Source organism: Microcoleus sp. Pol8_D6 (assembly GCF_036700965.1).
GTDB lineage: Bacteria > Cyanobacteriota > Cyanobacteriia > Cyanobacteriales > Microcoleaceae > Microcoleus.
Map to the genome: position 1 here is coordinate 39,562 of NZ_JAUBPW010000036.1, position 23,983 is coordinate 63,544.

Annotated in this window: 19 protein-coding genes and 2 pseudogenes; 12 read left to right on the forward strand and 9 right to left on the reverse strand. The window is 45.4% G+C overall.

Annotation, left to right across the window (positions count from 1 at the left end; all coding sequences use genetic code 11):
- The first annotated feature begins 80 nt into the window (after positions 1 to 80).
- A complete protein-coding gene (locus tag QUA10_RS15950; protein ID WP_015176146.1) occupies positions 81 to 557 on the forward strand; it encodes a Crp/Fnr family transcriptional regulator in 477 nt (158 codons plus the stop codon).
- A gap of 232 nt (positions 558 to 789) precedes the next feature.
- Here QUA10_RS15950 and QUA10_RS15955 read toward each other — a convergent pair.
- Together QUA10_RS15955 and QUA10_RS15960 are read right to left on the reverse strand one after the other, a co-directional pair.
- Positions 790 to 1,311 (reverse strand): annotated as a pseudogene (locus tag QUA10_RS15955) (transposase); the annotation flags it as partial.
- 215 nt (positions 1,312 to 1,526) lie between these two features.
- Positions 1,527 to 1,940 carry a peptide chain release factor 1 gene (locus QUA10_RS15960; RefSeq protein WP_333083466.1) on the reverse strand — a complete coding sequence of 138 codons (414 nt, stop codon included), beginning with the start codon at positions 1,938 to 1,940 and terminating at the stop codon, positions 1,527 to 1,529.
- 165 nt (positions 1,941 to 2,105) lie between these two features.
- On the opposite strand from QUA10_RS15960, the gene QUA10_RS15965 reads away from it, so the two are divergent.
- Positions 2,106 to 2,312, forward strand: a complete 207-nt coding sequence (locus QUA10_RS15965; RefSeq protein ID WP_190740439.1) for a hypothetical protein — start codon at positions 2,106 to 2,108, stop codon at positions 2,310 to 2,312.
- A 238-nt stretch (positions 2,313 to 2,550) separates the two neighbouring features.
- Complete coding sequence (locus QUA10_RS15970) at positions 2,551 to 2,973, forward strand: DUF6335 family protein (RefSeq protein ID WP_333083467.1); 423 nt, start codon at positions 2,551 to 2,553, stop codon at positions 2,971 to 2,973.
- 93 nt (positions 2,974 to 3,066) lie between these two features.
- On the opposite strand, the pseudogene QUA10_RS15975 reads toward QUA10_RS15970, so the two are convergent.
- Positions 3,067 to 3,183 (reverse strand): annotated as a pseudogene (locus QUA10_RS15975) (winged helix-turn-helix domain-containing protein); the annotation flags it as partial.
- A 506-nt stretch (positions 3,184 to 3,689) separates the two neighbouring features.
- Here QUA10_RS15975 and QUA10_RS15980 point away from each other — a divergent pair.
- Positions 3,690 to 4,391: a DUF4079 domain-containing protein gene (locus QUA10_RS15980; protein ID WP_333083468.1), complete on the forward strand. Its 702-nt coding sequence runs from the start codon at positions 3,690 to 3,692 to the stop codon at positions 4,389 to 4,391.
- A 197-nt stretch (positions 4,392 to 4,588) separates the two neighbouring features.
- Here QUA10_RS15980 and QUA10_RS15985 read toward each other — a convergent pair whose 3' ends face one another.
- From QUA10_RS15985 to QUA10_RS15995, 3 genes are all read right to left on the reverse strand, one after another.
- A complete protein-coding gene (locus tag QUA10_RS15985; RefSeq protein ID WP_333083469.1) occupies positions 4,589 to 5,467 on the reverse strand; it encodes a sugar ABC transporter permease in 879 nt (292 codons plus the stop codon).
- Positions 5,468 to 5,645: 178 nt separating this feature from the next.
- Positions 5,646 to 7,109 (reverse strand): CIA30 family protein, encoded by a 1,464-nt coding sequence (locus tag QUA10_RS15990; protein WP_333083471.1) that lies wholly within the window; start codon positions 7,107 to 7,109, stop codon positions 5,646 to 5,648.
- A 123-nt stretch (positions 7,110 to 7,232) separates the two neighbouring features.
- Positions 7,233 to 9,758, reverse strand: a complete 2,526-nt coding sequence (locus QUA10_RS15995) for an ATP-binding protein (RefSeq protein WP_333083473.1) — start codon at positions 9,756 to 9,758, stop codon at positions 7,233 to 7,235.
- Positions 9,759 to 10,247: 489 nt separating this feature from the next.
- Between QUA10_RS15995 and QUA10_RS16000 the strand changes: the two genes are divergently transcribed.
- Positions 10,248 to 10,622, forward strand: coding sequence for a hypothetical protein (locus QUA10_RS16000; protein ID WP_333083474.1), 375 nt, complete (start codon positions 10,248 to 10,250; stop codon positions 10,620 to 10,622).
- Between the two features lie 135 nt (positions 10,623 to 10,757).
- On the opposite strand, the gene QUA10_RS16005 is transcribed toward QUA10_RS16000, so the two are convergent.
- Together QUA10_RS16005 and QUA10_RS16010 are read right to left on the reverse strand one after the other, a co-directional pair.
- On the reverse strand, positions 10,758 to 11,615 hold the full coding sequence (locus tag QUA10_RS16005) for an Hpt domain-containing protein (RefSeq protein WP_333083475.1): 858 nt from the start codon (positions 11,613 to 11,615) through the stop codon (positions 10,758 to 10,760).
- A gap of 163 nt (positions 11,616 to 11,778) precedes the next feature.
- Entirely contained in the window at positions 11,779 to 12,705 is a 927-nt protein-coding gene (locus tag QUA10_RS16010; RefSeq protein WP_333083477.1) for a DMT family transporter, read from the reverse strand.
- Positions 12,706 to 12,978: 273 nt separating this feature from the next.
- On the opposite strand from QUA10_RS16010, the gene QUA10_RS16015 reads away from it, so the two are divergent.
- Positions 12,979 to 13,782 (forward strand): SDR family oxidoreductase, encoded by an 804-nt coding sequence (locus QUA10_RS16015; protein WP_333083479.1) that lies wholly within the window; start codon positions 12,979 to 12,981, stop codon positions 13,780 to 13,782.
- Positions 13,783 to 13,965: 183 nt separating this feature from the next.
- Positions 13,966 to 14,973, forward strand: coding sequence for an NAD(P)-dependent alcohol dehydrogenase (locus tag QUA10_RS16020; RefSeq protein WP_333086305.1), 1,008 nt, complete (start codon positions 13,966 to 13,968; stop codon positions 14,971 to 14,973).
- Between the two features lie 60 nt (positions 14,974 to 15,033).
- Here QUA10_RS16020 and QUA10_RS16025 read toward each other — a convergent pair whose 3' ends face one another.
- Positions 15,034 to 15,843 (reverse strand): calcium-binding protein, encoded by an 810-nt coding sequence (locus QUA10_RS16025; RefSeq protein ID WP_333083482.1) that lies wholly within the window; start codon positions 15,841 to 15,843, stop codon positions 15,034 to 15,036.
- A gap of 200 nt (positions 15,844 to 16,043) precedes the next feature.
- Between QUA10_RS16025 and QUA10_RS16030 the strand changes: the two genes are divergently transcribed.
- From QUA10_RS16030 to QUA10_RS16050, 5 genes are all read left to right on the forward strand, one after another.
- Positions 16,044 to 17,024 (forward strand): ATP-binding cassette domain-containing protein, encoded by a 981-nt coding sequence (locus QUA10_RS16030; protein ID WP_333083483.1) that lies wholly within the window; start codon positions 16,044 to 16,046, stop codon positions 17,022 to 17,024.
- A 202-nt stretch (positions 17,025 to 17,226) separates the two neighbouring features.
- Positions 17,227 to 18,015: an ABC-2 family transporter protein gene (locus tag QUA10_RS16035; protein WP_333083484.1), complete on the forward strand. Its 789-nt coding sequence runs from the start codon at positions 17,227 to 17,229 to the stop codon at positions 18,013 to 18,015.
- A gap of 302 nt (positions 18,016 to 18,317) precedes the next feature.
- Positions 18,318 to 20,882 carry a nitrite reductase large subunit NirB gene (nirB, locus tag QUA10_RS16040; RefSeq protein ID WP_333083485.1) on the forward strand — a complete coding sequence of 855 codons (2,565 nt, stop codon included), beginning with the start codon at positions 18,318 to 18,320 and terminating at the stop codon, positions 20,880 to 20,882.
- 222 nt (positions 20,883 to 21,104) lie between these two features.
- Positions 21,105 to 21,464: a nitrite reductase small subunit NirD gene (gene nirD / locus QUA10_RS16045; protein ID WP_333083486.1), complete on the forward strand. Its 360-nt coding sequence runs from the start codon at positions 21,105 to 21,107 to the stop codon at positions 21,462 to 21,464.
- Positions 21,465 to 21,649: 185 nt separating this feature from the next.
- A complete protein-coding gene (locus QUA10_RS16050) occupies positions 21,650 to 23,776 on the forward strand; it encodes a HEAT repeat domain-containing protein (protein WP_333083487.1) in 2,127 nt (708 codons plus the stop codon).
- Positions 23,777 to 23,983 lie beyond the last annotated feature (207 nt).

Below are 23,983 nucleotides of genomic sequence, written 5' to 3' on the forward strand. Positions count from 1 at the left end.
TGCCCAATGCCCAATGCCCAATGCCCAATGCCCAATGCCTCTTCCTTTGTTTAAGTTTAAATTAATCATTGCATCTCATTATGTTAACAAGCGTCGAACGCCTATTGTTTGTGAGGGAGGTTCCGATTTTTAAGGAACTGCGGGATGATTTTCTCGTGCGTCTAGCATCGGTAATGGATGAACTTTCGTTTCCTTCCAAGCACAGGATTTTTACGGAAGGACAAGAAGGGCGGTCTCTCTATATTTTGGTATCGGGAACGGTGCGCGTGCATATAGGCGATCGGGATTTGGCACAGTTGAAAGCAGGGGCTTGTTTCGGGGAAATGTCGCTGTTTGATGCAGAACCTCGATCGGCTTCTATTTCTACTCTCGAACAATCCGAGTGTTTGATGCTGACTCAAATGCAGCTATACGATGCGATTGATGAAACGCCGGGAATTGCGGTGAATATTATTCGCTTGCTGTCGCGCCGGATTCGGGAGTTGAATCAAAAGTTGAATGCTAAAGAGGCAATTATGCCTCCTACAGAGACTGTGAGAGTTCCTGAAATGCGATGAAATTGGGGAATTGAGAATTGTGTTTTTAGTCGATCGGTAATTCTGCACAATTTATATTCTGTAAGGTGCCAATAGCGCATAATTTCTCTGGCTAGTGTCCGCTATTGGCACCTTACGAATAGCCAGAGTAAACGCATCTAAATTAATTTGATAACAAGGTGAATTTGTGCATAACTAAATAGGACTTGCTGAATAATTGCTCGCTTTTTGGCGATGGGGAGTGATTGATTATTCAACCAGAGTTAAAGATGAGTTTTTCCTGCCTCATTTTGAGTAAAATATAAGCGCAAATTATGTTAAACCCAAAAACAGGCATTGTTTTCCCCGAACCGCATAAAAATCTACAAAAAACCGGGCGCCACCAGGTAGAAAGGTTCATTACTAAAAAATGATAGCAATAGCTGTACTAGAGGTATTCTCAAGTTTTGTCATTACCAGATTCAGGCTAAATATTCGTTTACGCAAGCCCCAAATTTTCCTTCAATTGCCTGACGAATCCTCTCCTCTTCCTTTGCTTGCTTCTTTTTTTCTTTACTCACATTGGCTGGAGGTCTTTCTAGAGGTGCTTCACTGATTCTAATTCCTTTTTCTTTACACCAAGCTCGGTTTTCTCGCTTTACGATAAATCCGCTCTGCATGAACGGACTCACCGATAATATCCTGTGAAGCTATAATAAGCTTCTACTGATGCTTTCAAGTCTCCTGATTCCTTAAAATTATCCCAGCTCATCCGGTCTAAAAATACATATCCTTCAAATTAAGATTTAATTTAATCGCTGGTATTTATAATTATGAACTTTCTTTAAAGACTAAATTAGATATCGCCTGAGACTTTCGCAAGAGGTCTAATGATACTCTCATCAAAAAAAATGTAACTATAGAGAAGCACCAAACCCGAATCTTTATCAGTCATAGGCAATCTCAAATCTCAAATCTCAAATCTCAAATCTCAAATCTCAAATGGCATGACTATCGCCAATAAGGCCGGCCCTTCCAAAAAACTCCCACAGTAACTCCGATTAGTGCAGCTTCCGATAAACTTGCTAATAAAGGAGGGATGGGTAGGAATGACTTTAACACCAAACCCAAGAGCACGCAGAAAACTAAAACCCACAAACTAATTCGGTTGAGCAAAAATTGTTGTTGCCAATACTCTAAAAAGTAAACTGCTAAAGCTCCCATTCCCAGTGCAGCAACGAAAGGTATCAATGTCCCGAGGGATGGGCCGTAAAGAAGCGTCACGACGTTGCGGATTGGCCGCGATTGCGTGAAACCCCAGGCTAAAAATAACTCCAATCCAACCACGATGCAGTTGACGAGGGCGGCAATTTGCAGCATTTCTCGCCAAGGTAAAAGTTTTAAGCGCCGCAGAAAATTACTCACGATCGGCAGATTAGGTAGGTTGCTTTGATTTTATAACAGTTTTGCCCTGGCGATCGACCTTTGAGGACAATTTGTGAAGTAAAATAAAGATATAGAGCAGTCTCTTGACAAATTCACCCAGAGTACCTGCCTATTAGTTGTTGGAACCGTGAAAGGAAAAAAGTTATGGTGGAGAACACTGTCGATTGTGCTGTAGCTTGCGTCAATGGCTGCGTTCTGGGCGACAAGTGCCCGAAGCGGGAATACGCAGAAGCAACGTCCAACTTTATTGAAAATACTTCTCTGGATAAAATGCTAGAAATAGCAGAGGAAGCGGTGAGAAGGAAACGGACGGAACCCCCCAAATGGATAATTCCTGATTTTCCCGAATAGAATTAACATCCACATTAAAAAGCGATCGCCCGTTGCAAAAGGGCGATCGCTTTTTGTATGCCCAATGAAATAGCTGCTCCAAATCCATATATTTCCTGGGATAGAAGCTAAAAGCTTAAATAGTAATTAAAATACTACTTAACTATATGCATCGGCAATTACTAAAAACAATTCCGTTAAAGCCAAATTCGGACATTTTAAATTTAATTGAGTTCAAAAAGAAACAGGAGTAAGTATCGTGGCAAAGCCAAAAAAACGCAACCCAAAAACAACAACTGAACGCGATAATTTGGGCGAATTGCCTCAAGAAATTACCGAATCTTACGGTACCGGCGTCATCGATCAACCGGGATTGAGCCAAGACGACATAACAACCCTGCAGGACAGCAGTTCGGAATACTCTTCCACCAGTTCCCAAATCGGTGGCGAGGATGGCGATCCTGCTGCGGAACAAGAAAGTGCCACTGGCGAGCAATCGGTGGGCGGAACTGCGCCTACTCCCGACCTGGATATGGTTGACGAACTCGGAGCTGCTGCGGGCATAGAAATGCCCGATGGCGCTATTTTAAACACAAAAAATATGCTTGAACATCGAGATGAAAGTCGCTGGGAATTAGACCCTAGTTCTGCGGAAGATTATCAGGAACGACCGGATTTCTAGGTAGATTTTTCACCAAAAAATAGGTAGTATAATAGGAGCGGATTCACCAGTATCCATACTTCATCTGCCAAGTATTTGTAAATCCGCCCCTCATCACTTTTGCTCTCGCAACACATATCCAACTCCCCGAACACTAGGCAGCAGGCGTTTGGATTTACTTGCTTCTAATTTAATCCGTAACGCACGAATATACACTTCAATCAGGTTGCACAAGCCAACCCTTGTGACGCCTAGAAAATCGTTAATCGGAAGCTTTATCTCAACTACGACAAGAAAGTACAAGCACAGTGGATTGGGCGATATCCCTGGTCACATTGCTTTAGCGAACAAAAATTAGCCTACTATTGTGAATAACAAAGAATTGTTCAGCTAAGCTCAAAGTGATGCAGGGAATTAGTGGCTAACTGGCACTGACATTACCGCCAGCAGTTTTCATTTCCCTGAGAACAAGGTAATTGTAATTGCTCGATTGCGTAATTGAGAAAGCTGTACCTCACCCAACTGACAACTGCTATATCTTCTTATTGCTTAACATCTCCGGTGAATTACCCCTCATAAAGCGTGTTTGTAGTCAGGACTTTAGCCTTCTATATGCGGCTGAATAATCACTATTAGTCCTGACTACAAACTTACTGTGCTTAGATCACCGGGTATGATATTATGTATCGCAAAAACCGGGTTGATGAAGCCAACCCTCTTCAACAAAAAGGTGATATATGGAATTTAAAGATTTTCTGGCTTTGCTGCATCCTATTTTAGCTGTAGCGATTGTTTTTCCTATGCTTGGTATTGTTCTCAATATGGGGTGGCAAACCATGCAGCGTCGGAAGCAAATTGCGATCGACACCAAGAGCAAAATTCCACCTGTAGTCGGTTCAGAACACGTCAAAGCAGGTCGAATTCTGTCAGGTTCTGTGGTAGGAGTGACGTTGTTGGGTCTAGCCTACCCGATTTTTGAGCATATTTTGAGCAAGGATGTTTGGAGCCAAAACTCGTTTCAGGTCATTTTCATTGTGCTAATGTTTGTTGCAACGATCGCCTCTTTGGTCATGCTATATCGAGCGACCCCCGCTTTATGGCGCGGCATATTTGCGACCCTAACAGGTACTGGTTTGGTGATTCTTGGCACTCAAGATGGCGTTTATCGGCGAACCAATGAATGGTATTGGTCTCACTACTACATTGGGATCGCCGCTGCGCTAATTATGGTTTTCTCGCTTGCCATCATTGAAGACATTTACAAAGACCGCTCAAATCGCTGGCGCACTATCCATGTGATATTGAACTCGATCGCTGTGCTGCTCTTTCTGGGACAGGGAATGACCGGAACCAGGGATTTATTAGAAATTCCTCTGAACTGGCAGAAACCCTATATTTATACCTGTGATTTCGCCAATAAGACCTGCCCAAAGCCGTGAGCGATGGCCTTATCGATATTCAAGTCTAAAATTAGTAGAAATTAGAGTGGGCGGGACACCCCACAAGGAATTTCATGTATTGTGGAACAGGCATCTTGCCTGTTTTTGAGATTTTATGTATTGTGGAACAGGCATCTTGCCTGTTCTTGAGATGAGAATGTTGGAATATCTGGGTCACTACCAATCAGTCACAAATCTTATTCATTGCGAGTCAAACCCTGAAGGCTAACTTGCAAAATCGACAAACCCAAAATTAGCAAAAACAAAACCAGCCCGATCGTACAAGCATAGCCAATTTCCAAATCCTTAAAAGCCCGTTCGTAAAGATAATAAACAACAGTCTTAGAACTATTGCGAGGGCCGCCCTGAGTCATAATATAAACTTCTTCAAAAACCTTAGTAGCAGAAATCGCCGAAATCACGGCTACCAAAACTAAATAAGGCTTCATCAGTGGCACAGTAATATCCCAGTGCTTTCCCAAACCATCAGAACCATCAATAGCAGCCGCCTCATAAAGTTCTGCCGGAATAGCTTGCAGCCCCGCCAAATAAATCACCATGTAGTAGCCCAATCCTTTCCAGATAGTAACCGCCATGACGCTAAAGATTGCTAGCTTCGGATTAGCCAACCAAGAAACAGGAGGCAAACCCAACAATTCCCCCAACTGATTCAGCAGTCCAGTCTCAGCAAACAGCCACTTCCAAGCAATCCCGGCGACAACCATCGAAATCACCGCCGGCGTGTAGTATGCTGCTCGAAACCAGTTCATCCCCTTAAGTTTTTGGTTGCACAAAATCGCCATTCCCAACGGTAGAACAACCAATACAGGCACAACGCAGGTGAGATACAGCAGCGTATTCGTCAAAGTTTGCCAGAATGTGCGATCGCCCCATAACCTGTTAAAATTCTTCAAACCCACCCACTGTGGCATTTGAGTTAAATCATATTCGTAGTTGGTAAAACTCAAATAAAAAGCTTGCACCGCAGGCCACAAAACAGTCAAACTCAAAATAAATAAAGCCGGAAGTAAAAACAAATAAGGCGTCAAGGAGCGTCGGGAAAAAGTCACAGACATAATAATTAGTAATTGGTAACTTTACTCGTTAACAGGCTATGCCTGGGAACCAGTTATAAAACTCGCATTTGTAGGGTACTATTCGGCGCACTGGCACTGAGTCCTGGAAACGATTTCTTGTCCCCCCCTTACTAAGGGGGGTTAGGGGGTATCTAGACTTCGACCCTACAAATAATAATTATTTAACTCCCGCAAACAAACCCTGCCAGTCTCCGGGAGAACTGGCATTTTCCCCCTCTTTCACCTCAAAAGTAACCTTGCAAGCTTGAGGTTGTTCCAAAGCCTGCACGCACAATTCTGCAATATCTTCCCGACTAACTTTGCCCCTAATATTGTCTCCTTGCTCAAATATTAAAGCTTTGCCTCCCGGTTCTTCAGTCAAAGCGCAGGGTCTGACAATAGTATAAGGTATGCCGCTCGATCGCACACAATCTTCCCCTTTCAACTTCCAAGTCAAAATCCCCCCCAACATATCATTCATCCTGACTGCCGGCGGTTCTTCTTCCAAGTTAATTCCAGGGCGGCCCGGGCGGGTAACTCCTGCCGAACTCACCATCACAAATCGCGGCAAAGTCTGTCCCCCATCAGCTTTAATAGATTCTAACTCCAGTTGAAAAATACCCGGTGTAAATTTCGGGTTGAGCGCCCCATCATATTCAAACTTGCTCAACATTAACTGAAAAGAAAAAATACTGCTGGCATCAAATTTAGAGCCATCCTTGACAGTTTTGGCGCGGAATACTGGAATTAACTCATCAAAAGGAACAGTGATAGTAATCCAGATATTGTAAACCGTATCAAACGAATAGCAATAGCCAATTCCATCCCATTTAGCTTCGCTGCGAACAATCAATTTGTAGCGCTTACCGTCTCCTTTGACCCGCAGTTGGAGGCCGCTAAATCCTGTGAGATTGAGCGGAGGATCAAAGTTGCGGGTACGCACCGAAGCAAAACCGCCCGAGTTGGCGGTAGAAACATTGCCTGTGAATATAGCCGTATTGTCTGTCAGCCGAATCGAACTTTCGCTGGTGCCGCCCATCACGATATCGTCTAGCGCACCCCAAGTTTCTTTTAAATCTTGGCTGGGTTTTGTGAAGTCAAAAATTGTTTTTTCGCCTGCTTGAATTAGCTGGTGGCGAACAGCTTGCACTAAATTATTGAGGCCTTTGTATTCGACTATTTCGGGAACATCCACAACTTCCGGCATATAAAATTTGATGCCTTGATAGTATTTTTCCCTGGTTGGGGTGTCTCCTTCTATCGGTTGAACTTTAGTGCCGGTACAACAGATAACTGCTTCCACGCCCTCGGTTACTAGCGGTGTTAGCGTTTCTGGGAGAGTGATATCTCCTTCGACTAATTCGACATTATCGCCGAGAATTTCTGTTGCTCTTTTAGCATCTCTGACGAGGCAGCGTACTTTATATCCGCGCTGTTGCAGCCGCTTGACAACTCGCTTCCCGACGCCGCCGGTGGCACCGGCTACCAGTATCAGTTTGGGTTGGTCTTTTTTAGTTTTGCTGCTGCTTCCAAAGAGTTGTTGCAGCCAGCTAATGCTGCCAATGAAGGGAATGACGCCGAAATAAGCCAAGGTTTTGAGAAACCGGCCGGCATCCCATTGGGCGGTTTTTTTTTCAGTCATACTAGCTTCCTCTGAAGTGGCTCAAATCTACTTAGCTGCTTTTGTATTTTAATCGAATTTTCGATTTGTGAATTTGGGCGATTTCCTAGCCTACCCTTCGGGAACCCCTACGCGGACTTTTTTTCACTTGACAATGGGTGTGGGATGAGTTTGGTTCAAGGGAATCTCAATAATCAACTCGGTTCCCTCTCCGGGGGCTGAAAAGCAAGTCAATTTGCCACCATGTTGTTCTACCGCAATTTCGTGGCTAATCGCCAAACCTATCCCTGCACCTTTGCCCACCTGTTTTGTGGTAAAAAAAGGCTCAAAAATTTTCTGGCGAACTTCTTCTTCCATGCCCCAACCGTTGTCCTTGATCCGAACTGCTACGGCTTTTTCTCCGGGACAAAGTTCAGTCATGATCCGAATTTGTCCGTACTTAACTGGCTCTTCTTTGTCCCCGCCGTGGGACGATAAATTCTTGTTGATAAAAGCCTCTTCGAGAGCATCAACTGCATTTGTCAGTACATTCATAAATACTTGGTTGATTTGAACTGCGTAACACTCAACCAAAGGCAGAGAGCCATATTCTTTGATGAGATGAATTGCTGGGCGATCGGGCTTCGGTTTGAGTCGGTTGCTCAAAATCAGCAAAGCGCTGTCCAATCCGTCGTGAATGTCAACTGGTTTAATCTCTGCTTCGTCAATTCTAGAGAAGTTTCGCAGCGACTGAACTATCTCGCGGATGCGGTTAGCTCCTACTTTCATTGAACCCAGCAACTTGGGTAAGTCTTCAACTATAAACTCTAATTCAACAGCTTCTATTTGTGCTTGAATTTCTGGCGAAGGCGACGGATAGTGCTGCTCGTAAAGCTGCAATAAATTGATCATTTTTTGACTGTATTCATTAGCATAGCTAAGATTTCCGTAGATAAAGTTAATCGGGTTAGTGACTTCATAAGCAACCGCCGCCACCAACTGTCCCAAACTTGACATTCTTTCGCTTTGCACCAATTGAGTTTGCGCCCGTTTAAGCTCGGACATCGCTGTTTTTAAATTAGCAGTTTTTTCCCGTTCTCTGGCGACTGATGCTTCTAGTGCTGTATTTAATTTTTCGAGTTTATCGACTTGGCACAGCACTATATTAATCATTGCTTTTCTCAGTTCCAATGCAGCGTCTATTTCGCATTGTTTCCAAGGCAACGATTTGTACCTGACATTTTCTTTCCACAGCTCGAAGGATTTCCGAGGAGACAGTCGAGGGTTCCCATCTTCATCGGTTTCAACTGGTTTGTTGGGGTTGCCCGCCCAATTCACCGTCTTAATTACTTCCGGGCGAAACCACAAAACGTATATTTTCTGCGTCGGCGATATTGCTATAGCCAAACACCCGCTGGCTGTGTCTTTAAATTCCTCAGCTTCTGGATAGCATTGGGTGAGCGAGTCTGTATAAAAAATTTCTTTATTTAAATGCTTTTGCACCCACTGAGTTAAGTATTTGAGGGATTCTCCTTGAGGTGTTTGCCCTACTTGATAGCAATTATCTCCAAATACTATTGCGGCTCCCTGGGCGTTGACTGCTTCTAGCAAATTATGCTGACATTTAACTAACACTTGTGACAAGTTGTCGGACGTGGATATGTCTTCAAAAATCTTGGTTTGAATCGATTTTAAGTGTAGTTTGTAGTCGTAGTCTTCGTTGCCTTCTTTTGATTGCAGTTCTAAGGACATTACTTGCCCGATAAATTCGCAGGCGGCGCGCAATTCATAGTTAAGGTGTTTTGGTGTATAGTTGTGGCAAGCAATCAATCCCCACAGTTTTTTGTCTTTGATTAACGAGATTGACATCGAAGCTGCAACGCCCATATTTTGGAGGTATTCTATGTGAATGGGAGAAACGCTTCTCAACACGCTGAAACTCAGGTCTAGGGGCTGGGGGGTAACAGCATTGTTTCCTGAAACAACGGGGACGGGTTGATAATTAATATCTGGGATTAACCTCAGCCAATTTAACGCATACAGTTGTCTGGCTTGTTTGGGAATATCTGAACTAGGGTAGTTTAATCCCAAGAAAGGACTTAGATTTTCTGCTTTGTCTTCAGCGATCACAGCGCCGTTGCCTTCGTGGTCAAATTGATAGAGCATAACTCGATCAAAACCAGATATTTTTCTGACTTCTTCTACAGTTATTTGAGATAATTCTTTGAGAGTTTTGGCGCTTTGAATTTTGCTGACCGTGGCTCTCACTGAATGATAAAAGCTAAAAACAGAAAGATTTTCTGGGTTGGTGGCTAATTCTAATTCGACCATCAATACTTCTTCTACTCGGTGAAGTATGCAGTCAAATTCTAAATATTTACCTGGCTTCTTGACAACAGTGAGTTTAATGGGATTAACGGTTTTTAAGTTTTCATTAAGCAAACAAAGCTTGAGTTTTTTTAATTGAACTCGATTGAATAATAAGCTCAAATTTTTACCGATCGCACTTGCTGCATCAATTCCTAACAAATCTTGCGTATTTTCGCTGACTTGGACTATTTCTAGTTCAGGTTCTCGTACCACAAGTAGCACCCCGTGTGGCTGAATGTGCCCCGATAGGTGAATTGGTTCTCTGTCGCAGTTTGTCAAGTCAACTTCTTCGAGTGCGGGAATTGTGATTTGTTGATCCATTTGCTTTGTCTTCCGCTGTGAAATTTGGAGAGGGTTCTATTGATTTGAGATTTGAGAGCAAATTGGCTTTTCCATAATAATCTCATATTGTTCGATCGCATAATGGCTCGATCCCTTGACGGACACGGAGAATCAATCACCCGATACTCAGCGAATCAAAAATGATTTAGTCGAAAACCAGCCTGCAGTATATGTTGCTGTTTAAGCCGCCTCAGCGTTCTAGAATTTTTACCGACTTGGCTATTCTATACTATCCCTTCCCGATGTTAATTATCATAGCAATTGTTGCCATTCTTCAAGTATGTTTAATAATTTCCCAAAACTTTAATATTTGTGGTAAAATTTTGCCTGCTGGAAAAGGGGGAGAGAAATGCGTCTCCAGAGCGGCCTACTTACTGAAATATTAAGTTAAGGTAAGGGTGACAAGATCTGAAAGTCAAGTCACGCTAAGCTCTTGAAGTATACCCAACAGGCCCGACAATTAGACTGATGATCGACTTCAATACAGTTACTGAATTTTCTCATACCTACTGCATAGCTATCTGTGCCTTTTTAGTTCCGGCAAACTTGCTGACTACTTTGCATACAGCGATTTTGATAGGACTAAACCGACCTCGAATGCAAATTTGGGCGTCTGTCGCTGTGGCCAGCCTTTGGGCTACAGCAATGATATTTCACGTTTTTACCTGGTTCGCGATCGGGGTAGTAATGCCTCCGACATACATCTTGCTAGTTATGGCAATTACTTGTCTGACAATCAATGTCTGGGCGATCGCTCATCCTGCAAGCATGATGCAATTAATTCGAGTTGCGGTATCAGTTGTTAGGGGATATTTCAGAAGGAAGAAGGATGTAGTTGTCTAAGAGAGACAGATATAGCTATCTAGCAACTCAACAAAAAATGGCAGGGGGTAATGTGAAAAAAATCAGGGAAAATATGGGTTTCAGAAGAGTTTGTTGGAAGACAAATCGTGCTTCTGAGGGCTGAGTTTTTAGCGCTTATTCCGGTTCGCGATCGCGACAATCTTCTGCTTCCGGGCCACGGGGATGGATCGTGCAGTTGAGCAGGTAGCCGCCATCGCTTCTGCCGTAATAGTAGCGGCATCCGATACAAATTGCGGGAGGTTCGATCGCACTTTGGTAAACCGGATAATCCGCAGTCGCCAGCAGCGAAAAGTCCCGCTGCGTCTGAACATTCCCGATAATAGCGCCGGAGAGTTCGACAGCTTGGCGGATGTTTTCGATCCGGGTGTAAGGCGGCAGGTAAATGTCAATACAAAGGCGTAGACCCTGGCTATCCTGATCGTGGCGGGTAATAGTGCCTCCGAGCAAACCGACGCGCGAAGCGATAGTCGAGGAAAATTCGCTCAGGGAGGTGCAGTAACCGGAGAAAACGTGAATATGTTCGTCCGTAGTAGCTCTCACCGTCAGGCGAGTGGGAATTCGCAATCTCAGGTAAGCGTCGAGTTCGTCAAAAACTGGTTCGGCGATTGATAGCATTTGGTTTGCATCTTCGTGCTTGAGCCCAAAACCCTTAGAAACCTTTGACACAAGGACTACTAAAATATCAAAAACTTCGCTTAAGAGGGATTGTAACCTGCTATCAATGGCGATCGGACATTCTCTCAGCAGCTTTAAATAATCCTCCAAACGATGAGCAATGCGCTGAATGCTGCTAAATCCGAGCATAGCTGCTCCCCCTTTAATCGAGTGCGAGGCTCGGATAAGCTGGTGTATTCTTTGGGGATCTGGCACGGTATTTTGCAGATCTTGCAAGCCTGGTTCGATAATTTGGATCTGTTCTGTGGCTTCTTCGATAAAGTAGCCGATGATCCGCTGTAGTTGTTCTGGCAGCATAATTTTATTCTCCTAAAGGCAACCGAGTATTATTAGTCATTACTCAAACCTTTGATAGTCCTGAATCGATATTTCACCGATCAGTTATTGGGGTTTTTAAGCCCTAATTTGTTTTATTCTGACTCACGGCAACTGTAGTGGCAATGTCGAAAACTGTTAACTCTTAACTGTTGACAGTAATTTTTTTTGCTCCGACGGTAGCGGTTGCTACCCCCAACAGCAGCACCCCAGCACCTGCGAGTACCGCCGGCGCAGGCACTTCCCCAAACAGCAAATAACCCAACCAACTCGCCCCAACCGGTTCAAACAAGATGGCAAGAGTTACCAGAGTTGGGGAAATCTGCATTACGGCCCAGTTCAAAATGGTGTGGCCGACTAACTGAGGCAAAGCGGCCGTTAACAAAATATAAAAATATACAATGTCGGGGTAATTAGTATAAGTAGTGCCGAAGGCGAAGGGGAGAGGCAACAGTACGATCGCAGCAACAGTATAGGCGATCGCGATATAGCCACCAATTCCCAGTCCCCGCCGCTGAGCTTCCCGGCCCAGCAGCAAATACAAGCTGACAGCCCAGGAACCAGCCAGAGCCAGGAAATCGCCCAGCAGTTGGCTGCTGCCAGCATCCGCTGCGCCCGCACTTCCCACAGCGATCGCCATTCCTCCAGTCAGGGCTATAGTAATGCCAGTGATCGACATTTTGCTGAGTTTTTCCCCGAACCAGAAGCGCGACAACAGCGCTACCCAGACAGGATTAGTGGTGACGAGGGCAGTCGAGGCGGCGATCGAAGTATAAGAAAGTGAGGTAATCCACAGAGCAAAATGCAGGGCGAGACACAAACCCGCAGCAACAGCATAGCGCCGAGTTCCCGGTTGCAGGGCGTTCCACTGAATTTTCCGCCAAGCCGGAAGCAGAATTAATGCAGATAAAGTCAGACGAGAGGCCGCGAGTACCAGACTGAAACCCAAACCGCCCGCCCCTGCTGAAAAGTTAGCCAGCCGAATTAAAATTGAGGAAGTTGAGACAGCTAAAACCCCAATAATTAACACTAGGGCGATCGACCAATTAGGTGCTTGTTTCGGAAGATTCATTTTTTAGGCATTGGGCATTGGGCATTAGGAAAATTTACAAAGCAATTTTCGCACAAATTATGAATAATTTCTATTCTCTTCTTCTCCTCTGCTCTTCTCTCTTCCTTCGCGTCCTTCGCGCCTTCGCGGTTCGTTAAAAAAAAACCGTTCCGAAGCACAAATAATTCCTATACTCCATAATTATTAATATAGAGCGCCCCTAAAATTCCCTGACCTCTGTTATAGTTTCCATATCGCAAAAAAAAATTAGCCAGTTACAATTTATAACTATCTATGGCTCCTACAGTTTTGATTACAGGCGCTTCTCAAGGAAGTGGCAAAGCAACAGCAATTTTATTTGCAAGTAAAGGTTACGATGTAGTGATGGTAGCTCGCCAGCCAGAGAGATTGGCTGCAGCAGCGGCTCAAGTGCAGCGAGAAGGCACTTCCGCTGTAGCTATTCCAGGGGATGTTGGCGACATTCAACAAGTGCGCGCGATCGTCCAAAAAGCCCTAGATACCTGCGGCAACATCGATGTTTTGGTTAACAATGCTGGCATTTGTCTCACGGGGGGGATCGAGTACACTACCTCCGAAGACTGGCAGCAATTAATGAATACCAATTTTTGGGGCTGCGTTAACACAATTCAAGAAATTTTGCCACATTTTCTGCAACGAAAAACAGGGACAATAGTCAATGTTGGTTCTATTGGCGGCAAAATGCCTTTGCCTCAAATGACTGCTTATTGTGCCAGCAAATATGCAGTAACCGGTTTAACAGAAAGTTTGCGATTGGAATTAGCGCCTCAAGGTATTCACGTTTGCGCCGTGCATCCAGGCTTGATTAACAGCGATTTTTTAGAAAGAGCTCAATTTCGCGATCGAGACGAACCCGCAGTCGAATTGCGCCGCCAGCAAATGAGCAAAATGCTGAAATCTGAGTGGGCAACTCAGCCAGAAGATATTGCTAAAGCTATCTGGGATGCTGTGAAAAATCAGCGTGCAGAAGTTACCGTCGGCCCTGCTTTTTTGGCATCGGAAGCTTATCGTTTGTTCCCAGGTTTGATGCAGTGGGCAATGGAAAAGGGCAAGTTATAATCCTAAGTGGGAATGGGTAATTGGTAATTGGTAATTGGTAAGATGCGCCCTAAGCACCAGACAAATTATTAGTAACGCGCCTGAGTCCTAGGCGCAGATCCACTTGAATATATACAACTAAAGAAAGAGACTGTTAAACCCGCCCCGAACACTATAATGGCAAACAAACCAGGAAACACCACCATGCAAATCAAAGCACTGGCAGCTAAAAAAACAGGGGGATTGCTTGAAGAATACAAATTCGATGTTGAACCTCCCAAAGTACATGAATGTCTGATAAAAGTCTTAACTTGCGGCATCTGTCACTCAGACTTACACATGATTGACAATGACTGGGGTCAATCAAAATATCCCCTCGTTCCGGGCCACGAAGTTATCGGAGAAGTGGCAGAAATAGGGCCGCAAGTGACTCATTTAAAAGTGGGCGATCGCGTTGGTGTCGGCTGGCAAAGGTCGTCTTGTTTGCAGTGCCGCGACTGCTTGCGCGGTAACGAAAATCTCTGCGATGAAAACCAGGGATTAATTGTTACAGGCCCGGGCGGTTTTGCCGATTATTTGATGGTAGATTCCCGGTTTGCTTTTCCTATTCCCAAAGGCATCGATTCCAAAATAGCGGGGCCGCTGTTGTGTGGCGGAATTACGGTTTACGCCGGTTTGCGGAATGCGGGGATGAGTTCCGGGCAAGAAATTGGCATTCTCGGCATCGGCGGTTTGGGACACATGGCGGTGCAATTTGCGAAAAAATTAGGCAACCGCGTTACAGTTTTTACTACTTCCCAAGATAAGGCAGAATTTGCACAAAAAATGGGGGCGGACGAAGCTATTGTAGTAGGAAAAGGCGAAATTCCTCAAGCGCCTAGCAGCAAATTAGATATTTTGTTGAGCACTGTTCCTGCTGCTTTAGATTGGGTTCCGTACATTGATTTTCTCGATTCTGACGGTGCGCTTGCTTTTGTGGGGGTTCCCGACGCACCTTTGAGCATTCCCTTGTTTCCGTTGCTGACAAAGCGGCGCAGAATTATGGCTTCGCCGATCGGCGGTCGCGCTATGATTAATGAAATGCTGTCAATTGCAGAGAAGTTTGGGATTGAGCCGATTATCGAAGTTTTTGCGATCGCACAAGCGAATGAAGCAATGCAGAAAGTCCGCGACAATCAAGTGCGCTATCGCGCAGTTTTGACGGTGAGTTAGATAATGCGTAATCGGTAAGGTGCGCCTAGCGCACCCTACTAGAGATATATAAGCAACGACTTAAAGCAAAGAATTAGCATTAATAAAACGACCGTTTAAATCGGCTGGGGTCACATTCAAAACAGTACCCAACAAAGCATTAGTAAAACCAAATCTAATATTAGTAGCTTCTACACGGCCGTTGCCATCGGGATCGAGACTTCGCTGGGAGATGCCACCCTTGGCTAATAAGCTAGTTCCACCGGCTATACTTGCAGGATCGATCAGCAGCAGTCTCGGATCGTTCAAGCTATAACTTACCTCTTCCAAGGAGATATTGCTACTGGTAAATGGCACACTAATTCCAATCGAATCGTTAGACTTATCAAAATCCACAATTACCGCGTCAGGAACTTCAATGCCAACTACTCGGACTCCCGCTTGATCGACTCTCAAAACAAATACATCGCTACCTGCACCACCTTGGTAAATATCTACATCTCTGTCGCCAATTAAAGTATCGTTGCCGTCACCGCCCACTAACAAATCAACACCTTGTCCTCCGCGCAGGAAATCATTTCCCGCACCCCCATCAAGGAAATCGCTATTTCTATCTCCTGTCAAGAAATCCTCGCCAATTTCTCCCACAACATCGTCATCATCTTTGCCACCGTAAATAGAATCACTGCCGACACCACCTAACAGACTGTCTTTACCATCGTTACCGAAAATCCGTTCTGCATCTGACGATCCCCTGACAGTATCATTGCCGCCCACCATCCAAAGTCCCCCAGGAAAACTAGCAAGTTGTCCTGGTGCAAGTGTAATATTTTCAGAAGAATTGTCTCCTACCAAACGAGAGGTGTCAGAATTATCTGGTGTGAGTACCATATTTGTAAACTTTGTGCGATGTGATTATGGATATTTTGCAATATTCTACAGCTTATTAGGGTGCGCCAGAACACAGTTACTATGTCTATGGAGCGATCGAGCAATCGTTGGCGCAGCCTACTAGCCAGCTCGATCGCTCCATCTTGGCACAAGCCTGATGGAAATACCCTAGATTAAAATAAAAGTTAAAATTTGAGCCGATGCCAATTATCTTAGTTGAAGACTTGAGCAAAGTTTATCCGGTAGCGATTAAAGAACCGGGGCTTAAAGGAACAGTGCGACACTTTTTTAGTCGCACTTACCGCAATATCAAAGCAGTTGAGGGCGTTTCTTTCAGTATTGAACCGGGGGAGGTCGTGGGGTTTCTAGGTGCTAACGGTGCGGGCAAAACTACTACGCTGAAAATGCTGACTGGTTTGATTTATCCCTCGGCTGGTACTGTGAGAGTGTGCGATCGTACTCCTTTTCGTCGGGAAGCAGATTTTCTCCAAAAAATCACCTTAGTGATGGGCCAGAAACAGCAGTTAATTTGGGATTTACCTGTGCTTGACTCTCTGCGAATCAATGCCGCTGTCTACGGCATTCCCGATACAGATTATCGGCGGCGAGTCGGAGAATTGACAGAGATGCTGTCACTAGAAGGCAAGTTAAATCAGGCAGTACGAAAGCTTTCTTTAGGCGAACGCATGAAAGCTGAATTGATGGCGGCGCTGCTGCACCAGCCGGAAGTATTATTTTTAGATGAACCGACTTTAGGTTTGGATATAAACGCACAGTTTAGCGTCAGGCAATTTCTGCGAGAATACAACGATCGCTATCAAGCAACGGTGCTGTTGACGAGCCATTACATGGCTGACATTACTGCTTTGTGCAAGCGCGTTTTGTTAATCCATGAAGGGCAATTAGTTTATGATGGCAGTTTAGACGGGTTGCTCGACAGGTTTGCACCTTATCGGGAAGTTCAGGTAAAATTAGCTAAGCCGCTGGCAAAGGATAGTGCTTTTGCTTACGGGGAGGTAGAATCTATTGAGGGACAATCGGTGCGTTTTTTAGTGAAAAGGGAAGAACTGACGGTGAGCGTGGCGAAGATTTTGGCGGAGTTGGAAGTGATAGATTTGACTGTTACTGACCCGCCAATTGAAGAGGTAATCGGTCGCGTTTTCCGCACGGGAAAAGTGTAATGTTTTTGGCTGGATTCATTCTCCATAAAAGGCAAGATATCTGTTTTACTAAAGTTTCAATGTTTTTTGGAACGGGCATCTTGCCCGTTGCTAACACTGAAAAATTGAACAGGCAAGATGCCTGTTCCACTAGAGTTTCAATGTTGTGTGAAACGGGCATCTTGCCCGTTGCTAACGCCGAAAAATTAAATCTAAAAATGATATGACAAAATCAATCAAAATTGCTAAAACTTTGTTATTTACCTACTACGCTTATATGCTCGAATACCGGGCAGAATTGTTTTTGTGGGCCCTGTCGGGAGCTTTGCCATTTATCTTGATGGGTGTTTGGACGCAGGCGGCGGAGACTGGTCAATTTGGGCTGAATTCCATCGACTTTGCCCGTTATTTTTTAGCCACTTTCATTGTCAGGCAAGTAAATGTAGTTTGGGTAATTTGGGAGTTTGAAAAGGAAGTAGTGCAAGGCAAGCTATCTAATAGATTGTTGCAGCCTCTCGATCCCGTATGGCACCACTTCGTATCTCACGTTTCCGAAAGGTTTGCAAGGCTGCCATTTGTATTCGGATTAGTGCTGCTGTTTTTTTCACTTTACCCGCAGTCTTTTTGGCTGCCGAGTTTGGGCAGGTTTTTGCTATTCTTGTTGGTTATCGTCTTGACTTTTTGTTTGCGGTTTCTGATACAGTATACTTTTGCGCTGTTTGCTTTTTGGCTGGAAAGGGCAAGTGCGATCGAGCAATTCTGGTCTTTAATTTACCTGTTTTTATCGGGAATTACCGCGCCGTTAGAAGTGTTTCCCGCACCCGTGCGCGAAGTAGTTTTGTGGACGCCTTTTCCTTATTTGATTCATTTTCCCGCTTCAATCTTGATCGGATTGCCCGTAGATGTAGGCCGCAGTTTGTTGGTAATGTTGGTTTGGGCTGCGGTGTTTTTTGTGTGGAATCGCTGGCTTTGGCGGCAGGGCTTGAAGCAGTATTCGAGCATGGGAGCTTAAATAATAATTAAAAATTAGAAAACTGTAAGGTGCGTCACAGTAAAAATATTACTCGTTTTGTCAAAAACACTTAGCTGACGCACCATTCTTAACTGTGAAGTAAATCTAAAATCTACAATCTAAAATCTAAAATCCACTGACGCACCTACTTAACTCGATCGCACACATCATGCAAAAATGCAATCGGGAGTATTCGACAATTGCATAAACACCGATTTTTTGTATATATAAGTACAAAAGTTTACAATAAAGTCTTATATTAATAAACCCAACGACTGATAAACGGGATAAAAAAGATTCTAATGACAGCCAAAAAAAACCTCATTGTAATCGGCAATGGCATGGTAGGTCACAAGTTCCTAGAGTTAATGGTGAGCTCGGATGCTGCCAAACACTGGAATTTAATTACTTTTTGTGAAGAACCGCGCGTTGCTTACGATCGCGTAAACCTCAGCGGATTTTTCTCTGGCAAAACAGCGGGAGATTTATCTTTAGTTGCACCGGGATTTTACCAAGAAAACGGCATCCAAATTTACATCGGCGACAAAGCAGTCGCCATTAACCGGGAACAAAAAACAGTCTCTTCAGCCAACGGTTTAGAAGTTCCCTACGACAAAATTGTTCTCGCGACCGGTTCCTATCCATTTGTGCCATCAATTAAAGGCAAAGACGCTACAGGGACTTTTGTTTACCGGACAATTGACGACCTGGAAGCGATGTCAGATTACGCTAAAAATTGCCGAATTGGTGTAGTAATTGGCGGCGGCTTGTTAGGTCTAGAATGTGCCAACGCGCTCCAAAATATGGGCCTAAAAACTCACGTTGTTGAGTTTGCATCGCGGCTGATGCCCGTGCAAGTTGACGAGATGGGCGGTGCAATTCTTCGCAGCAAAATAGAAGATTTGGGGGTTTCGGTTCATACCAGCAAATCTACCACAGAAATTGTCAGCGAAGATGGCAAAGTTACTAAAATGCTGTTTGCTGACGGTTCGGAATTGGCAACAGATATGATTGTGTTTTCTGCTGGCATTCGCCCCCGCGACGAAATTGCCAGAAGTTGCGGTATAGAAGTAGGAGAACGCGGTGGCATCATCATAAATGATAGCTGCCAAACCTCCGATCCTGACATTTATGCGATCGGAGAATGCGCGCTTTATCAAAATCGCATCTACGGCTTAGTTGCGCCTGGGTATACAATGGCAAGCGTAGCAGCAGATATTTTGAGCCGTGTAGCGGATGACGGGCAAGATGCCCGTTCCACAAGCACTTTTACAGGTGCGGATATGTCCACTAAACTCAAATTATTGGGGGTGGATGTCGCTAGTTTTGGAGATCCTTTTCCCAAATCTGCTGATGCTAAAGAAATTGTTGTCACTGACACCTTCCAAGGCATTTACAAAAAATTAGTTTTAAATCAAGAGGGCAGCCGAATTTTAGGCGGAATTCTCGTGGGAGATGCTTCGGCTTACGGCACTTTGCTGCAATTCATGCAAAATGAAATTGCTCTGCCGCCCCATCCCGAAGATTTGTTAATGCCACCGCGAGAAGGGGGAGTCCCGGCGGGTTTTGGAGTAGACAGTTTGCCGGATTCGGCTCAAATTTGTTCTTGCAATAATGTTACCAAAGGGCAGATTTGTGCAGCAATTCGCGATCGCAATTTAACCGATGTTGCCAGCGTCAAGAAATGCACTCAAGCTGGTACGGGCTGCGGCGGGTGCGTGCCTTTGGTGACGGATATCTTCAAGGCGGAGATGAAGAAAGCTGGGTTTGCAGTCAAAAATAATCTTTGCGAACATTTTGAATATTCTCGTCAAGAATTGTACCATTTAGTGCGCTCTCAAGAGATTAAAACGTTTGAGGAGTTGATTGAAAGACACGGCAAAGGTAAGGGTTGCGAAATTTGCAAGCCTGCTGTTGGTTCGATGCTAGCTTCTACTTGGAATGACCATATTTTAGAGAAGTCTCACGTCGGTTTGCAAGATACAAACGATTACTTTTTGGCCAACATTCAGCGCGACGGTACTTATTCGGTGGTGCCGCGAATACCGGGGGGAGAAATCACGCCGGATAAGTTGATTGTTTTGGGTGAAGTTGCCAGGGATTTTGGGCTTTATACTAAGATTACTGGCGGACAACGGATTGATTTGTTTGGAGCTCGCGTGGATCAATTGCCGCATATTTGGCGTCGGTTGATTGATGCGGGATTTGAGTCGGGGCACGCTTACGGTAAGGCTCTGCGTACTGTAAAATCTTGTGTTGGTAGCACTTGGTGCCGCTTTGGGGTGCAGGATTCAACGAGTTTGGCGATCGAGGTTGAATTGCGGTATCGCGGTTTGCGATCGCCCCACAAGCTCAAATCTGCTGTCTCTGGTTGCACTCGCGAATGCGCGGAAGCTCAAAGCAAAGATTTTGGAATAATTGCGACAGAGAATGGTTGGAATTTGTACGTGTGCGGCAATGGCGGCATTAAGCCACAACACGCGGTTTTGCTGGCGACGGATATCGATAAGGAAACGCTGATTAAGTATATCGATCGATTCTTAGTTTTCTACATCCGCACCGCTGACAGATTGGAACGCACTGCTACTTGGTTGAACAAGCTTGAGGGCGGGATTGAATACTTGAAACAGGTGATAATTGAGGATTCTCTGGGCATTTGTGCTGAATTAGAAGCGCAGATGGAACATTTAGTGAATACTTATCAATGTGAGTGGAAAACGACGATTGAAGACCCACAAAAGGTGCAGCGGTTCCAGCATTTTGTGAATTCCGATTTGCCCGATCCGAGTATTGTTCATGTTGCGGAACGGGGACAAACGCGGCCTGCTAACGAACATGAAAAGGCTCTGGTTGGAGTTTCGGAATAACCCCTCCCCAGCCATCCCCTTAGCAAGGGGAGGGAGCAAGATAACCCCTCCCCAGCCCTCCCCTTGCTAAGGGGAGGGAGCAAGAATCTCGTTCCCCGGCTCTGCCTGGGAATGAATTCCGGGAGGCTCTGCCTCCTTCGGCGAGGCGAGGCAGAGCCTCGAAACCTACGTTCCCAGCCGGAGACTGGGAACGAGATTGAAGTAAAATAACAGGAAAAGAAGATGGTTCAATCATTACAAGTTTCGGATACTGTGACTACTTGGGTAGATGTGTGTTCTCTGGATGCGATCGCCCCTTATACTGGAGTTTGCGCTTTAGTTAAAGGCGAACAAGTGGCGATTTTCCGAGTGGGAAACGGGGAGGAAGTTTATGCGCTTAGCAATTACGACCCGTTTAGCAAAGCTTTTGTTTTGTCGCGGGGAATTGTGGGCGATCGCAACGGCACTCTCAAAGTTGCTTCTCCCATTTACAAACAAAACTTTAGTCTCACTACCGGGCAATGTCTGGATGATGAAACGGTAAAGATTCCTACTTTTGCGGTTCGTGTTGTAGCCGATCGCGTCCAAGTAGCTGTTAGTTAGATTCAACGGCTTAATTGTTTGATCGCCATCCGCCACCACCTAACATTCCTGTGGGTGCTGGCGGATTTTGCATTGGGGCCCTCCCGACTCAGTATTTTTCGTATAAAATAGAGTCGATTGGCTCCATACTCCAGCATCGCTCAAAAAAATCTCAACTAATATCCGAGCTGATGGGAGGATTGTCAATGCAAACAAACTTCAGCGAGCAGGGTATCGGTATGTTGTTAAAAAAACTTGTTTCCGAAAATAATCCCCAGACGGTAGCAGAGTTAATCCATGCCCAACTCAAAATCGGTCAACTGACTTGGGGCGAACTCAACATACAAGTTTTCGGCCAGCACTGGCGGGACGAATCTTTGCACGAAGTCCTCAGAGAAATTGCAGCTAAGCTCGACAAAGAAACAGCGAGCCAAATTATAGAATATCTCACGGATCAAAACGGTCAACAAGCAAAATTTATTAATTTGTTTTTAGCAGCGCAATGCCTGTTAAAAGTTAAAAATGATGTTAATAAAAAAACAGCCAAAAAACTTTTAAGCGCTTTAAAAAAGTTATCGCAATACGGCACGGGTTTCCTGATTCTTTATCAAAGCGCTCAAGAATTGCAGGAAACTTATCAAATTCGCAATCGATCGATCGCGGCGATCGCCCAAACTTGGAAAAACGACCCGCAAACCCTGCCCTGGTTGAAAATACTCGCTCACTCCACCGACTGTGGCGAAGTCCGATCCACAGCAGTCGAAGCAATAGCCCGTGGTTGGCCAGATCAGCCAGAAATTTACCTGATGCTCAAAAACCTCGCCAAATCCGATGGAAGCTGGGCAGTGCGATCGACCTGTGTGCGAGAAATGGCTTTTGGTTGGCCAGACACGAGCGATACCTTGCCGCTGCTGGCTGCCCTGGCTCAGTTCGATCAAAGTCCCGCAGTCCGCACCACAGCACTCGAACAGTTAGCCTCTAATTGGCCCGCTCGCACAGATACCTTGCTGCTGCTGAGAACCGCCGCCGAATCCGACGAAAACTTGGGAGTGCGAGTCGCAGCGTGGCAAGAAATAGCCCGAGGTTGGCACAGCCTTTTAGGCACCGCCTCCCTGCTCAAAAACCTTGCCCAGACAGGAAGTTCTATCCTGCGAACAGTAGCGGTGCGGGAGTTGGCAGCGGGCTGGCCCGCTGCAGCCGACGTTTGCCTGCTGCTGAAAACCCTAGCCGAATCCGACAGCAGCAAAGAAGTACGGACAGCAGCTTTAGAAGAATTGGCTTCGCACTGGCCCGGCGATCCCGACATTTACCTGCTGCTGAAGACTAAAGCCGAGTCCGACGCGAGTTCGAGCGTCCGGCGCTCAGCAGTGCAAGCAATTGCCTCTGGCTGGCCTGGGAACCCCCAAACTCTGACTTTTTTGAAAAATATAGCATTGGGAGATCGCGACGCCGACCTGCGAGAAATAGCCCTACAACAGATAGCAGCAGGTTGGCCCGACCACCCAGAAACCCTGCCCCTGCTGCAAAAAATAGCTGATTCCGAGGATTACTGGACTGTGCGGCAAGTAGTAGTGGAGGCTGTCGCCGCACTGGCGTCAGGCAGTCTCGAAGTCTTTGGCTGGTTGCAAAATCTCGCCGGATCAGACAGACACCTCAACGTCCGAGAAACTGCGGTAGAAGAAATCGCAAAACGCTGGTCTCACCGGGGCGAGACGCTGCCTTTCCTCAAAAGCCGGGTCGAGTTGGAGCATGATTCTCACCTGCTGAGCGTGCTGATGCGGGCGATCGTGCGGGGGTGGCCCGACGCCCCGGAAACCTTGTCTTGGCTGAAAATTCAGCTCGATTCTGGGGAAGCGCTAGTGCGGGAAGCGGCGGTGCTTGAACTTGCTTACAACTGGCCAGACAATCCTGAAACTTGGATGCTGCTGGAGGCTAAAGCAGAGGGCGATGAGAGTCCCGCTGTCAGGCAAATCGCTTTGCAAAACTTAGCGCGCGGGTGGACAAATCAGTCTCAAACTTTCGAGTGGCTCAAAAGTAGAGCTCAAAAAGATGAAGATTCGCAGGTGCGGGCGATCGCCCTGGTAGAGTTAATGCGGGGATGGAAAGACGAGCCGGGAATGTTTGAGTTTTTGCGCGATCGAACTTTGAGCGATCCTGAAAATCAAAACGGTTCTTTTCCTTACAATCCCAGATTTACAGCACTCGAAGCGATTATCGAACATTATCCCGAAAATCCGGGAGTTGTGCCTTTGTTGCGATCGCTTGCAGTTTCCGACGCCGAAGAGCAAGTGCGGGCCTTAGCGGGTCGCCGGCTACGCAGCCAAGACTGGTAAGTAGAAACAATCCTTTAGACACCCCGGAAAATTAATCAGGCCTGCTCTTATTTCTGGAGTTTGATGAGGCTCCAACTTTAGACGTTTAGGCATAACTTGTCTTCCTTGCATTCTTAACATTATTTCAGTATATAGTCATTTCAAATAAATGTGAGACAAATGCAAGATGATGTAAAATTAAGAAAAATTGTTAACTCGGAGCCGAAA

Excerpts from the sequence above, each read along its gene's own strand:
- QUA10_RS16000 (WP_333083474.1), top strand. The coding sequence starts at position 10,248 with ATGATCGACTTCAATACAGTTACTGAATTTTCTCATACCTACTGCATA.
- QUA10_RS16050 (WP_333083487.1), top strand. The coding sequence starts at position 21,650 with ATGCAAACAAACTTCAGCGAGCAGGGTATCGGTATGTTGTTAAAAAAA.
- QUA10_RS15950 (WP_015176146.1), top strand. The coding sequence starts at position 81 with ATGTTAACAAGCGTCGAACGCCTATTGTTTGTGAGGGAGGTTCCGATT.
- nirB (WP_333083485.1), top strand. The coding sequence starts at position 18,318 with ATGACAGCCAAAAAAAACCTCATTGTAATCGGCAATGGCATGGTAGGT.
- QUA10_RS15980 (WP_333083468.1), top strand. The coding sequence starts at position 3,690 with ATGGAATTTAAAGATTTTCTGGCTTTGCTGCATCCTATTTTAGCTGTA.
- QUA10_RS15965 (WP_190740439.1), top strand. The coding sequence starts at position 2,106 with ATGGTGGAGAACACTGTCGATTGTGCTGTAGCTTGCGTCAATGGCTGC.
- QUA10_RS16025 (WP_333083482.1), bottom strand. The coding sequence starts at position 15,843 with ATGGTACTCACACCAGATAATTCTGACACCTCTCGTTTGGTAGGAGAC.
- nirD (WP_333083486.1), top strand. The coding sequence starts at position 21,105 with ATGGTTCAATCATTACAAGTTTCGGATACTGTGACTACTTGGGTAGAT.
- QUA10_RS16015 (WP_333083479.1), top strand. The coding sequence starts at position 12,979 with ATGGCTCCTACAGTTTTGATTACAGGCGCTTCTCAAGGAAGTGGCAAA.
- QUA10_RS16020 (WP_333086305.1), top strand. The coding sequence starts at position 13,966 with ATGCAAATCAAAGCACTGGCAGCTAAAAAAACAGGGGGATTGCTTGAA.
- QUA10_RS16030 (WP_333083483.1), top strand. The coding sequence starts at position 16,044 with ATGCCAATTATCTTAGTTGAAGACTTGAGCAAAGTTTATCCGGTAGCG.
- QUA10_RS15990 (WP_333083471.1), bottom strand. The coding sequence starts at position 7,109 with ATGACTGAAAAAAAAACCGCCCAATGGGATGCCGGCCGGTTTCTCAAA.
- QUA10_RS16010 (WP_333083477.1), bottom strand. The coding sequence starts at position 12,705 with ATGAATCTTCCGAAACAAGCACCTAATTGGTCGATCGCCCTAGTGTTA.
- QUA10_RS16005 (WP_333083475.1), bottom strand. The coding sequence starts at position 11,615 with ATGCTGCCAGAACAACTACAGCGGATCATCGGCTACTTTATCGAAGAA.
- QUA10_RS16035 (WP_333083484.1), top strand. The coding sequence starts at position 17,227 with ATGACAAAATCAATCAAAATTGCTAAAACTTTGTTATTTACCTACTAC.
- QUA10_RS15985 (WP_333083469.1), bottom strand. The coding sequence starts at position 5,467 with ATGTCTGTGACTTTTTCCCGACGCTCCTTGACGCCTTATTTGTTTTTA.
- QUA10_RS15995 (WP_333083473.1), bottom strand. The coding sequence starts at position 9,758 with ATGGATCAACAAATCACAATTCCCGCACTCGAAGAAGTTGACTTGACA.